The following is a 12,041-nucleotide window of genomic DNA, read 5'->3' as shown; positions in this document are numbered from 1 at the left end:
CTGTGGACTGTAACAAAGGAGAGCAATGGCTCAGCCGCAACCTGTGAAAGCCGCCATCTTCGACCTCGATGGTACTCTGCTTGATTCGATGGGCGTCTGGAACCAGATCGACATCGATTTTTTGGGTCGTCGCGGTATTGATGTGCCGGACGACTACATGTCTACTGTGGCGTCCATGCAGTTCAGACAGATCGCCGAATATACCATTGCTCGCTTTGGTCTGCCGGATACGCCCGAGGCATTGATGTCCGAATGGGACGAGATGGCTTGCACCGCTTATGGCACCACGGTCCAAGCCAAGCCGGGGGCGGTGGATTATCTGCGTGAGCTCAAGGTCGCTGGCGTGCGCTTGGGTGTTGCGACCACGTTGATGCCGCAGTTGCGTACCGCGGCACTTGATCATTTGCACATGAGTGAATTCTTCGATGTGATTGTCTCAGTGGATGATGCCGGGGGAGCGGGTAAGGCCCAGCCGGATGTGTATTTGTTGGCTGCAAGCCGTCTTGGAGTGAATCCGGAGAACTGCACGGTGTTTGAAGATTTGCTGGTGGCGATTCGTTCCGCCAAGTCGGCTGGTATGCAGGCTTGGGCCATGTATGACGATTCCTCGGCTTCTGACTGGCCTGAAATCACACGTGTTGCCGATGGCACGCTCCATGACTTCCATGATGCGCCACGCCTCTAGCATGTGATCTCTGAGGCAACAACAGGCCGTCAGCATCGTCGAAATACGATGCTGACGGCCTGTATTCGTTGAGGGGATTGCTAGAAAATCGACTGCAGATCCGCGCTGCGGTTTGACTCGAACCGTTGACGTTCCAGTTCCTCGCCTTCCTGACGCTCCACCTTTTCGGAAGCGATGCGCTCCAGCAGCGTGGCAGTCGGTGCGCGGTAGACGACTTCGTCATAGACGTGGCCGTCTCGCTCCACGACCTCGGCCTTGCGGCCAGCCTCCTTGAATCCAAGGGACTCATACATATGACGGGCACGCAGGTTGAACGACCAGACCTTGACCGTAATGGTCTTCGCCTTGAGCTGGTCGGCGGCGAGCTGGATGCCAAGTTTCATGGCCTGATTGCCGTAGCCAAGGCCTTGGAAATACGGGCCGATGAGAATGCCCATCGTGGCGTCGCGATCCGGATCCTCGCAGTCCCATGCGGCGATGTGACCAATGGGCATGCCGCCTGGATCCAATACGGTCCGACCGAATCGGTGATCATCGTCGGTGTCGCTCCAGCCGTGGAACTGGGCGTCCACCCGTTCCCGCGGAAGGGTGTCGGTGGTGACTCGGCATCCGTCCGCAACGGATGCGTCATTCCACCAGGCTTCGAGGTATGGGTAATCATTTGGCTCTGTAGCGCGCAAGGTAACAACGTTGTCTGGCATAGCAAGCCCCTTTCCGGTGCCATTGTAGGCATGTTGGATGTTTCGACTCGTAGACGGGAAGTGCCCCTGCGGCATTGTTTATCAAGTGTTCACACATTGCCCCGTAGGGGATGTTCGTGCCACCAGACTGCGCTGTTGTACTGTTATGTAACACACCTTGACAGTTTGCGATAACAGTTATACTGTGTTGTATAACAGCTAAACAGCTGCGAGCGCTATAACGAAATAATCGAAAGGGGCATAGGTGAAACTGATCATCTCATCCGTGTCCGGTGAACCCATCTACGAGCAAATCAAGAACCAAATCCGTGCAAGTGTGCTGAACGGCGAACTCAAAGCAGGGGAGGCGTTGCCTTCCCTGAGGAAGCTGGCCAAGGAACTGCGCATCTCCGTGCTCACCGTCACTAGGGCATACAACGAGCTGGCCGATGAGGGCGTGGTGCAGAACATCCAAGGCAAAGGCACGTTCGTGATGGACAAAGGCAATGAGCTGATGCGAAACCAGCTCGAGTCCCAAGCTCGCGCGAGCCTCGCCGAGGCCGTCTGTGCGGCCAAGGCCGTCGATATCCCGCTTGCCGATTTGGAAACGATGCTCGCCGAGGAATACCAGAAGGACGTGGCATCATGACCACTGCAACAGATCAATCGCCGATGGCGTTGTCCATCACCGGCGCAACCAAGCATTACGCTTCCGGCTTCACGCTGGACGACATCACCTTCGACCTGCCCTCCGGCTACATCATGGGCCTCATCGGTCCAAACGGTGCCGGCAAATCCACGCTGATCAAGCTGATTCTTAATATGATCCACCGCGATGCAGGAGAAATCCATGTGTTGGGCCTTGACAATATCGCCGATGAGGAAATCGTCAAGGAGAACCTCGGCGTGGTCTTCGACTCCAGCTATTTCATCGAAACGTGGACGGTGAACAAGGTCGAGCAGGCCATGGCGCCGATGTACCTCGCATGGGACCATGCCGCTTTCGACGGCTACCTCACACGCTTCGGCCTGGACCGCAAGAAGCGTGTGAAGGAGCTTTCCCGCGGCATGCAGATGAAGCTCATGCTCGCCGTGGCCCTGAGCCATGACGCCAAACTGCTGGTGCTGGACGAGCCCACCAGCGGTCTCGACGTGCTCGCCCGCGACGAGCTCATGGACATCCTCCAGAACTACATTGCGGACGGTGAACGCAGTGTGCTTTTCTCCACGCACATCACCGCCGACCTTGAGCGGGCCGCCGACTTCATCACCTATATCACGCGCGGCAAGCTCTATTTCACCGGTCCCAAGGATGAATTCGAAGAATCCTTCCGACTGGTCAAAGGCGGGCCGGACGATCTCGCGCCTGACGTCAAAGGCGTCGCGGTCGGCATTCACCGGTATGAAACCGGCTTTGATGCGCTGGTGCGCGCCGAAGACCTTGGCAAAATCGCAGGGCTCAAGGCTGGGGAGGGGCGGCATTGGACGGCGCCACTCACCGCTGAGCCGGCATCCATCGACGACATCATCCGTCTGACCAATACGAGTGACGCCGCATATGCTATGGAGGTGGCGTGATGATCGGGATACGGCGTGCCTTTGAACTGGATGTGCGGCGGATCACTTCACAGGGCGTGTTCTCGATAGTGGCGCTGCTCATAGGATTTCCCGCGGTGATAATACTGCTCGGCAGTATCTCGGGCGGTGTCAGCTATATGCCCGGAGCCGCTATCGGTGGTGTTTCGGCCATGCTGGCTTTGCTGCCGCTCAACACGTTCACCTTTGAACAGCAAGGGCAGAACAATTGGATGAACGGCGTCATTCCGGTTCGGCGTATTCATCAGGTGATTGGCCGGTATCTCGTGGTTGGCGCATGCGCACTGATATTGGCATTGGAAGTGGCGGTTTGCGTTGGCGCTGGCATGTTATTTGAATCCGGAACGATTCAGTTTTCTGGGCTGATAATATCTGTGCTGGCTGCGGTCGTGATGTATGCGCTGCTCGAATCGGTGCTGCTTCCACTGTGCTACCGGTTCACTTATCAGAAGGCGTTGTTGACGATGATGCTCATCTGCATTGGGCTCGGTGCAGCGATAGCCGCTGTGTTCGCGCTGCTCGCCAAACTGACTCCTGCTGCGATTGACGCGCTCATTTCATGGACGGTGTCGTTGACCGAGACGATGTCGGGCGCAGGCATGATTTGGCTGGCTTTGGGCGGAGTGGTTCTGGCAGCTGCTGCCGCGGTGGTCTCGCTCTTCGTATCGCTGCACATCTATCTCGCTAAGGAGTTCTGATGGCATTCGCATCAAGCAAGCGTATTCACCTGCATGCCGAGCGTATCGCTGTCCGTATGGATTTCGCCGCCCTTGCCGGCAATTCCGCGGTGATGAACGTTATCGCATTCCTGGCCCCATTGGTATTTATCGCGTTTACCTGGCAATCGGGGCCAGATGAATCAGGCCTGCCGCTCACGGTTATGGCATATCTGACCGTTATGTACTGGGTCGCTTCTATCGCCGTATTATTCCAATTCAATAGTGATAATCAGTTGGCCTCAGCTCGGATGATTGGTGTGATGCCGGTATCCCGCCGTACGCAAGTCAATATGCGCTACTGCTCCGCGAGTCTGCTGTTCCTGATCTGCTTTGCGGAACTCGGCATCGAAATCGCACTGTCCAGACTGTGGTTCGGCATCGGCTTGAGCGCGCTTGCCGCAGTCGTATCGCTTGCCATGCTCGCTTTCGTAGTGCTGGCTGCCATAGTGATTCCGGTGTTCTACTCCTGCGGTGATTTCGTCAAAGCCTATTCGAGGCTGTTCACCGGTGCGATCACCCTGTTCTTCGCCGTGCAGATCATCCTGCTGTTATTGCCTGACAGTCTGCGTTCGCAGATGCTGTCCACGTTCATCACAGTGTCGTCAATCGGTTGGATTGCGATCGCGGCCATCGCCATCGTGTCCCTTATCGTCTCCTACCGCATGTCCCTGCGCATCTGGAGCACCAAGGAACTGTAGCGGTCGTCCTACTTCGGGGGACAGCGTGCTGACTTATCCTTAGCGCGGTAAATTCTCGAAAAGAATGGCTGTTCCGAGAAAAAACCGCACTGAGCGCCCATCAGCGCGGTAGATTCTCGAGGAAAATGGCCATTTCGAGAAATTACCGCGTTGAGTATGAGTCAGCGCGGCAAATTCTCGAGATTAAGGATTATTCCGAGAATTTACCGCGCTGAGGTATTGCGCTCTGATGATGAGATATGGTGTTCTGCTGATTGTGACAGATACTGTGCGCTACACCAGCTTTGGGTACCGCTTTTTACAACGCTTCGGCGGCGCTGGCCACGAAACGCTCCATGCCGTCGATCGGCACGACCGTGTTGAAACGCACCTCGGCGTTTTCCAGTCCGCGCAATGCTGCCGGAGCGGTGGTGCCGGTTTCGCGGGCCAGCACATCCATGCATTCGAAATCAGTGCCGGTGGCGTCGAATCCAAGCGACTCATTCACCACGCGTGGGAACTTGTACGGGCTTGCCGTAGCCAGAATCACACGCGGTGTCAGAGGGTCGCGCGGCATCTGCTGGGCCACGAAGTATGCGCACGCGGTGTGCGGATCAATCACGTAGTGGTTCTTGTTCCAGCAGTCGGCGATCATCTCGCGCACCTGATCCTCATTGGCCCAACCGCAGCCGAACAGCTGGCGGATTTTGGCCAACTGCGGCTCCGGAATCTCATATGTGCCCCAGTTCTTCAGATCGTTCATCAGCATGGAAATCAGACGGGTATCGCCCTCGGAGAAGTAGTAGAGCATGCGCTCCAGATTCGAGGAGATGAGGATGTCCATCGAGGGGGAGATGGTCTGGAAGAACGGGCGCTGGCGGTTGTAGGTGCCGGTGGTAAGGAAGTCGAACAGCACATTGTTCTTATCGGAAGCCACCACCAGGTGCTTGACCGGCAGACCGAGCAGCTTGGCATAGTAACCGGCGAGAATATCGCCGAAGTTGCCGGTCGGCACCACGAACTCGACCTCATCGCCAACGTTGATCACCTGATCGGCGAGCAGCTGGGCATACGCGGAGAAGTAGTAGACCACCTGAGGCACCAGACGACCAACATTGATGGAGTTGGCGGAGGAAAGCACCACATGCGAATCCTTGGCGAGGCGCTCGGCCAGGACCCTATCGCCGAAGATGCGCTTGACCGCGGACTGGGCGTCATCGAAATTGCCCTCCACGGCGGCCACGTTCACGTTCGCGCCGGTCTGTGTGGTCATCTGCAGTTCCTGTACCTGGCTCACCTTGCCTTCCGGATAGAAGACGGTGATGGCGGTGCCCGGAGCGTCCGCGAAACCGGCCAACGCGGCCTTGCCCGTGTCGCCGGAGGTGGCCGTGAGAATCATGATCTTCTCATTCGGGTCGCTATCGGCCGGAGTGGTGTGCGCCATGAAACGTGGCAGAATCTGTAGCGCCACATCCTTGAACGCGGATGTCGGGCCGTTGAACAGCTCGAGGATGTAGTCGTCGCCCAGAGGCTTCAACGGGGTGATGCGCTCGTCGGACCACTGGGAGCCGTAGGCATCAGCGATGCACTGGGCGAGCTCCTCGGCGGTGAAGTCCTGCAGCAGCGCGCCGAGCACCTTGGCTGCGATCTGCTGATAGGTGTTGCCGGCAAGATCGGCGATCTCAACCTTCTTGGACCCCAGCGCGTCCGAGACGAACAGGCCGCCGTCGTCGGCGATGCCCTTTCGAATCGCCTGCTTGGAGGTCAGCGAATCTGTCGTGCTGCGGGTGGAGTGGAAGGTGAATGCCACGATGAAATCCTTAGCTTGCAGGGGAGAAGTGAATCTGTTCCAGTGTATCGTGCCCCATGTCGAACGGCGGAGCCTCTCCCGCATAATGGTGGACGACAAGCACAGTTTGGCTTCATCATGCGTATCGTGCGGTGTTTTGCGGCGACTTCACGGTGATTCCCGCATATCGGAAACCACGCTCGCCGAAGCCCTATGGCATATCTATGGCTGGGGCATGCGGAATACCATCGAACACCGACCCAGACATGAGACGGAAATGTCATGGAAGCAATTGCCGTCTTACACTGAAGCACAACCGCTCAAGCGGGTTGTTGTATTGATCGACAAAGGAACGTGAAATGACCGCTTCACCCCTCGCCCAGACCGCAACGGACGCTTTCAACGCGCCCATCAGCCAGACCGATCCCGAAATCGCCGCGCTGCTCGACGATGAGCTGCATCGTCAGCAAAACGGCTTGGAGATGATCGCCTCCGAGAACTTCGTGCCTCGCGCCGTGCTGCAGTGCCAGGGGTCCGTACTCACCAACAAGTACGCCGAAGGCTATCCCGGACGTCGTTACTATGGCGGTTGCGAGTTCGTGGATCAGATCGAAACGATCGCCCGTGAACGTGCCAAGAAGCTGTTCGGTGCCGAATACGCCAACGTGCAGCCGCACTCCGGCGCTCAAGCCAATGCTGCCGTCTATCAGGCGCTCGTCAAGCCCGGCGATACTGTGCTCGGCCTCGCCCTTGATCACGGCGGTCACCTGACCCACGGCATGAAGATCAACTTCTCCGGCAAGTTCTACCATGCCGAGGCCTACGGCGTGAACCCGGAGACCTTCCGCATCGATCCGGAGATCATCCGCCAGCGCGCGCTGGAAGTGCACCCGGCCATGATCATCGGTGGCTGGTCCGCTTATCCGCGTATCGAAGACTTCAAGGCCATCAAGGAGATCGCCGACGAGGTCGGTGCCAAGTTCTGGGTGGATATGGCGCACTTTGCCGGCCTGGTGGCTGCGGGCCTGCATCCGAGCCCGGTGCCGTACGCCGACGTGGTCTCCTCCACCGCCCACAAGACGCTCGGCGGCCCGCGTTCCGGTTTTATCCTGGCCAAGGAAGAGTATGCCAAGAAGCTCAACTCCTCCGTATTCCCCGGCCAGCAGGGCGGTCCGCTGATGCACGTGGTGGCCGGCAAGGCCGTCAGCTTCAAGGTGGCCGGCACTCAGGCCTTCAAGGATCGCATGCAGCGCACGCTCGACGGTGCCAAGATTCTGGCGGATCGTCTTATGGCCGACGACGTCAAGGCCAACGGTATCTCCGTACTGACCGGCGGTACCGATGTGCATCTGGTGATGGTTGACCTGCGCAACTCCGAGATGGATGGCAAGCAGGGCGAAGACCTGCTCGCCGCCTGCGGCATCACCATCAACCGCAACACCGTGCCGTTCGACCCGCGTCCGGCTTCGGTTGCTTCCGGTCTGCGCATCGGCACTTCCGCACTGGCCACCCGCGGTTTCGGACCGAAGGAATACGAGGAGGTGGCCGACATTATCGGCACCGCTCTCGCCGCCGGCCCGTCTGCCGATGTGGAAACCCTGAAGGCTCGCGTGGATAAGCTCGTCGATGACTTCCCGCTGTACCCGGAACTCGATCAGATTCACTGATCGGCTCGCTGAAGCTACGGCTTGAGCCGTGATGAACATGCCGGCTCCCTGAAAAGGGAGCCTTTTCTATGCCTAAAACCGAGCCGAAACAAGCGATGTGCCGCATGGTGAGCTACCCTTGTCTGTTATGAGTGAAGCATTGAGTCCTGAAGTGTTCCGCGCGGTGTGCGATCAGGCCGATCAGGCCGCACGTGCACAGGAATCGCTTGCCAGGGCGAACACCGAGTCCAAGAATGATTTGCTGCTGGCCATTGCCGATGCATTGGATGAGCATGCCGGAGACATCGAGGCGGCCAACGCTCTGGACATGCTTGAGGCCAAGGAAAGCGGTATGGATGCCGGCAAGCTCGACCGTCTGCTTTTCGATGTGCCGCGTGTGGCCGCCGCGGCGCAAGGCGTACGTCATGTGGCCACATTGCCCGACCCCGTGGGAGAGATCGTTCGTGGCTATAATCTGCCCAATGGCCTGCGCCTGACACAGTCCCGTGTGCCGCTGGGCGTCATCGGCATGATTTACGAGGCGCGCCCGAACGTCACCGTCGACGTGGCCAGTTTGTGTCTGAAATCAGGTAATGCCGCGATGCTACGCGGCGGTCATGCGGCGGAACGCACGAACGCCGCGACGCTTGGTGTTATTGCCCCGGTACTTGAGTCGCATGGTTTCGAAGCTTCACTGGTGCAATCCGTCGATCAATATGGCCGTGCGGGTGCCACCGCCATGATGGAGGCACGCGGGCACATCGATGTGCTGGTGCCGCGTGGCGGTGCTGGTCTCATCCAAGCCGTCGTGCGCAATTCCAAGGTTCCCGTTATCGAAACCGGTGCCGGCAACGTGCACATCTACATCGACAGATCCGGCGACCTTGCCAAGGCAATTCCTATCATTTTGAATGCGAAAACCCAGCGTGTCGGCGTATGCAACGCCGCGGAAAAACTGCTGATCCATAAGGACGTGGCCGAAGATTTTCTGCCGGCTATCGCCCAGGCTTTGGCCCAGGCGAATGTTGTGCTGCAGGCGGACGCGATTTCCTATGACATCATTCAAGGCGCCGCCATCGAGAGCATCGAGCTCAACCATGCCACCGAAGAGGATTGGGATACCGAATACTTGGCGTTGAAGATGGGCGTCAAGGTGGTCGATTCGCTGGACGAGGCCATTGCCCACATCAACCAGCACTCCACCGGGCACACCGAATCCATCATCGCCGAGGATTATTCGGTCATCGAACAGTTCACCAACCGTATAGACTCGGCAGTGGTCATGGTCAACGCCTCCACTCGTTTCACGGACGGCGGCGTATTCGGCTTCGGTGCGGAACTGGGCATCTCCACGCAGAAGATGCATGCCCGAGGCCCGATGGGATTGCGTGAAATGACCACGACCAAATGGATAGGCTACGGAACGGGGCAGGTGCGAGCATGAGTGGCAACGCCAACACAGTCGACAACATGACGGGCAACGTGACCGTCGCAACCGCTGAAAATGCGGCACAGCCCGCCATCACCAATCTGCGATCCGATCTGGACCTGAACGATCCCAAGCTGGGATTGAAAATTGCCGCCGAGCGCTTGAGCATCGTCCGTTACGTGTTTTTGGTGCAGATCGAAGACGGCATCGCTTCCGCGGCGCAGCGTGCCTCGCTTGAATACGCTGATGCCGTGCTCATCGGCTGGCCGGAAACAGATTCTCCCGAGGTCGTGGACCTGAGTGAGGCTCAACTGCACACGGTGCGCGAGCATATGGAACTGATGGAAGGCTATATCGGCAAATACACGCAGATGGAACATGACGGCGACATCGACGGCATGACCGATACGCTGATTCGTATCACCGAGCGTGTGGCTGAGGTGCGTCGTCTGTATCAGCCTGACTTCCCGTTGCCTACATTTGCCGAGATTCGCCGCGTGGTGCAGGACGAGTGGGATGAGGATATGGGCAAGATCGATGCGCATGATTCCGATCCCACCGCCGACCAAATTGAGCAGGAGACTCAGGTGGCCGACGAAGGCGGACAGGCATGAGCGTGGATGAGCCTACGGAAATTGCCGCTGTGACTCAGGCAGCGGCCGATCAGGGTGGACGCCGGATGTCCGATTTGTCGGTGCAGTCGTCTGAATCCGGCATTCACAATCGAGGAAGACTGTCCGCGCGGGGGAACTGGCATACGCGTCTGCGCATAGGTATCATGGGCGGCACCTTCGATCCGATTCACAATGGACATTTGGTCGCCGCATCCGAAGTGGCTTGGGTATATGACCTTGATGAAGTCATTTTCGTTCCCACCGGTCGGCCTGTGTTCAAGTTGGACAAGCATGTGACCAACGCGGAAGACCGGTATCTGATGACGGTGATCGCCACGGCATCAAATCCGAAGTTCACCGTTTCACGAGTGGATATCGACCGCCCCGGCGTGACCTACACCATCGACACATTGCGCGACATCAGAGCACAGCATCCGGACGCCGAATTGTTCTTCATCACCGGTGCCGACGCGGTGGCCGAGATCATGCAGTGGAAGGATGCGGAGAAGATGTGGGATCTCGCCCATTTCGTAGCCGTCACGCGGCCCGGGTATTCCAGCCCGGACGGAGTGACTCTTCCTGAGGGCAAGGTGGACACGCTGGAGATTCCCGCCTTGGCCATTTCTTCGACCGATGTCCGCCGTCGCGCCGAGCACAACGAACCGGTCTGGTATCTGGTGCCCGATGGCGTGGTGCAATATATCGGCAAGCACGGGCTGTATGTGCAGGATGCACAAGAGTAACGGCCGTTGGTAACGCGGCCGTTGACTGTGCTGTGACTGTGAAACGCCGGGAGGCTATCGGACCAACCCCATTTCTATTTTCAGCGTCATCACGCGCACTGCGGATGCCGTCACCTTTTTGGCAAAGTCCTGATCTTCGGCTGCACGAGTACGAAGTCCGCGGATGATCGGTTCCACGTAGTCAGTCTGACCAATACAGGCAAGGTCGCCTCCGGCTTCGACCATCTTCACGCCAAGCTGGGTGGTGTCGTATCCGCTCAAAGCTTCGGCCGACAATGAGTCGGATGTGATCACGCCGTCATAACCCAGATCCGTGCGCAGGTGTTGCGTGATGATCGTGGACGAAAACACGGCGGGATTATCGGGGTCGATGGCCTGATACGTGGCCAATGCCATCATCACCATTGCAGGGGAGGCCTGTTGGATCGTTGTGTCAAATGCACGGATTTCATCGCCGTCCAGCGTAGTGGCCGTGTCCACAATGCCGGTTGTGGTGAAATCCGTATTGCCGGTCACTGAACCCAGCCCCGGATAATGCTTGATGGTGGATTCGACTTTGGCATCCCGCAAGCCTTGAATAAACGCCGTACCATGCGACGCATTGCCGGCGGCGTCCAGACCGAAGTCGCGATCCAACGCGCCGATCGGCGCATTCGCTGCGCGATTGATGGTCACCGTGTCCAATACGGGAGCCAGATCCACATTCACTCCCGCGGCAGACAGTTGCGAACCCCAGCCTTTGGCGGCGGCGCGCAACTGATCGGAAGACATCGTTCCCTGTTCAGTCGCGGACGGCATGGTGTCGAATCCGGTGCCGGTCAGATGCTGTACTTGGCCGCCTTCCTGATCAGTGGCGATGATGAGCTGATTATTGGCCGGCGCATATTGCTGAAGCTGATCCGTGGCGGCTTTGACGCCTTCCGTACCAGTGGTCCAGTTGCCTATCATCAGTGCAGAACCGGCATGATAATCCTGAATCGCCGTAGATAGCGCGGATGGATCAGTACCTGCAAACAGCGGCACCATCACGAGCTGCCCTACCTGTTCATCGAGCGACATCGCCGACACCAGTCGTTCTGCCTGTGTTTTGGGAGAGTCCTTCTGCGCCGGTGCAGGGGAAGCCGAACGCTGCAATGATTTGCCTGCGTCACCGGGTGTGTCGGCTGCCGATGACGTCGTGGACTTATGATGGCCCAGCACTGCGTCAAGTGCGCCGGTATGCCACCCATAAGCCAACGTGCCGGCAATGAACACTACCAGTACGCAGATCACGGCCGTGATTATCGTGCCGATGTGTGAGGCCCTGTGAAGGGTGGGGGAGACATGCAGATGCTGTGGTCGTGTTCTTCTCATGCCTCTTAGCCTATGACATGGCGTGTTCTGTGGCGTTTCGCCTGCAATCTCAACTGTCACGAACGTCGGAGAATAGGCGAAACGCTGAAACTCTGCTGGGAATGTTGGGA

At 58.1% G+C, this 12,041-nt stretch carries 12 protein-coding genes; 9 read left to right on the top strand and 3 right to left on the bottom strand.

Annotation, left to right across the window (positions count from 1 at the left end; genetic code table 11):
- Positions 1-25 precede the first annotated feature (25 nt).
- Positions 26-685 carry an HAD family hydrolase gene (locus tag G1C97_RS06220; protein WP_169241017.1) on the top strand — a complete coding sequence of 220 codons (660 nt, stop codon included), beginning with the start codon at positions 26-28 and terminating at the stop codon, positions 683-685.
- 80 nt (positions 686-765) lie between these two features.
- Here the strand turns inward: G1C97_RS06220 and G1C97_RS06215 are convergent, their stop codons facing one another.
- A complete protein-coding gene (locus G1C97_RS06215; RefSeq protein WP_169241016.1) occupies positions 766-1,386 on the bottom strand; it encodes a GNAT family N-acetyltransferase in 621 nt (206 codons plus the stop codon).
- Positions 1,387-1,630: 244 nt separating this feature from the next.
- On the opposite strand from G1C97_RS06215, the gene G1C97_RS06210 reads away from it, so the two are divergent.
- The 4 genes from G1C97_RS06210 to G1C97_RS06195 are packed head-to-tail and all read left to right on the top strand — an operon-like array spanning position 1,631 to position 4,378.
- Positions 1,631-2,014: a GntR family transcriptional regulator gene (locus tag G1C97_RS06210; RefSeq protein ID WP_169241015.1), complete on the top strand. Its 384-nt coding sequence runs from the start codon at positions 1,631-1,633 to the stop codon at positions 2,012-2,014.
- Complete coding sequence (locus tag G1C97_RS06205; RefSeq protein ID WP_169241014.1) at positions 2,011-2,943, top strand: ABC transporter ATP-binding protein; 933 nt, start codon at positions 2,011-2,013, stop codon at positions 2,941-2,943. Before G1C97_RS06210 ends, G1C97_RS06205 begins: the two co-directional genes overlap by 4 nt.
- Complete coding sequence (locus G1C97_RS06200) at positions 2,943-3,659, top strand: ABC-2 transporter permease (protein ID WP_240951042.1); 717 nt, start codon at positions 2,943-2,945, stop codon at positions 3,657-3,659. Before G1C97_RS06205 ends, G1C97_RS06200 begins: the two co-directional genes overlap by 1 nt.
- Positions 3,659-4,378 carry an ABC-2 transporter permease gene (locus tag G1C97_RS06195; RefSeq protein WP_169241012.1) on the top strand — a complete coding sequence of 240 codons (720 nt, stop codon included), beginning with the start codon at positions 3,659-3,661 and terminating at the stop codon, positions 4,376-4,378. The genes G1C97_RS06200 and G1C97_RS06195 overlap by 1 nt, the downstream gene beginning before the upstream one ends.
- A gap of 298 nt (positions 4,379-4,676) precedes the next feature.
- Here the strand turns inward: G1C97_RS06195 and thrC are convergent, their stop codons facing one another.
- Complete coding sequence (thrC, locus tag G1C97_RS06190) at positions 4,677-6,167, bottom strand: threonine synthase (RefSeq protein ID WP_335341341.1); 1,491 nt, start codon at positions 6,165-6,167, stop codon at positions 4,677-4,679.
- Positions 6,168-6,505: 338 nt separating this feature from the next.
- Here thrC and glyA point away from each other — a divergent pair, with 338 nt between their 5' ends.
- From glyA to nadD, 4 genes are all read left to right on the top strand, one after another.
- Entirely contained in the window at positions 6,506-7,813 is a 1,308-nt protein-coding gene (gene glyA, locus G1C97_RS06185; RefSeq protein WP_169241011.1) for a serine hydroxymethyltransferase, read from the top strand.
- A gap of 127 nt (positions 7,814-7,940) precedes the next feature.
- Positions 7,941-9,236 (top strand): glutamate-5-semialdehyde dehydrogenase, encoded by a 1,296-nt coding sequence (locus tag G1C97_RS06180; RefSeq protein ID WP_169241010.1) that lies wholly within the window; start codon positions 7,941-7,943, stop codon positions 9,234-9,236.
- A gap of 26 nt (positions 9,237-9,262) precedes the next feature.
- Complete coding sequence (locus G1C97_RS06175; RefSeq protein WP_169241097.1) at positions 9,263-9,835, top strand: phosphoribosylglycinamide synthetase; 573 nt, start codon at positions 9,263-9,265, stop codon at positions 9,833-9,835.
- On the top strand, positions 9,832-10,578 hold the full coding sequence (gene nadD, locus G1C97_RS06170) for a nicotinate-nucleotide adenylyltransferase (protein ID WP_169241009.1): 747 nt from the start codon (positions 9,832-9,834) through the stop codon (positions 10,576-10,578). Before G1C97_RS06175 ends, nadD begins: the two co-directional genes overlap by 4 nt.
- A 54-nt stretch (positions 10,579-10,632) precedes the next feature.
- Here nadD and G1C97_RS06165 read toward each other — a convergent pair whose 3' ends face one another.
- On the bottom strand, positions 10,633-11,931 hold the full coding sequence (locus G1C97_RS06165) for a glycoside hydrolase family 3 protein (protein ID WP_169241008.1): 1,299 nt from the start codon (positions 11,929-11,931) through the stop codon (positions 10,633-10,635).
- Positions 11,932-12,041: the final 110 nt, after the last annotated feature.

Source organism: Bifidobacterium olomucense, from assembly GCF_012932375.1.
Taxonomy (GTDB): domain Bacteria; phylum Actinomycetota; class Actinomycetes; order Actinomycetales; family Bifidobacteriaceae; genus Bifidobacterium; species Bifidobacterium olomucense.
This window is presented reverse-complemented; position numbering and strand designations above follow the sequence as displayed.

Bases quoted from the DNA above. Each gene is read 5' to 3' on its own strand.
- G1C97_RS06220 (WP_169241017.1), top strand. From the start codon at position 26: ATGGCTCAGCCGCAACCTGTGAAAGCCGCCATCTTCGACCTCGATGGT.
- G1C97_RS06215 (WP_169241016.1), bottom strand. From the start codon at position 1,386: ATGCCAGACAACGTTGTTACCTTGCGCGCTACAGAGCCAAATGATTAC.
- G1C97_RS06205 (WP_169241014.1), top strand. From the start codon at position 2,011: ATGACCACTGCAACAGATCAATCGCCGATGGCGTTGTCCATCACCGGC.
- G1C97_RS06200 (WP_240951042.1), top strand. From the start codon at position 2,943: ATGATCGGGATACGGCGTGCCTTTGAACTGGATGTGCGGCGGATCACT.
- G1C97_RS06195 (WP_169241012.1), top strand. From the start codon at position 3,659: ATGGCATTCGCATCAAGCAAGCGTATTCACCTGCATGCCGAGCGTATC.
- glyA (WP_169241011.1), top strand. From the start codon at position 6,506: ATGACCGCTTCACCCCTCGCCCAGACCGCAACGGACGCTTTCAACGCG.
- G1C97_RS06180 (WP_169241010.1), top strand. From the start codon at position 7,941: ATGAGTGAAGCATTGAGTCCTGAAGTGTTCCGCGCGGTGTGCGATCAG.
- G1C97_RS06175 (WP_169241097.1), top strand. From the start codon at position 9,263: ATGACGGGCAACGTGACCGTCGCAACCGCTGAAAATGCGGCACAGCCC.
- nadD (WP_169241009.1), top strand. From the start codon at position 9,832: ATGAGCGTGGATGAGCCTACGGAAATTGCCGCTGTGACTCAGGCAGCG.
- G1C97_RS06165 (WP_169241008.1), bottom strand. From the start codon at position 11,931: ATGAGAAGAACACGACCACAGCATCTGCATGTCTCCCCCACCCTTCAC.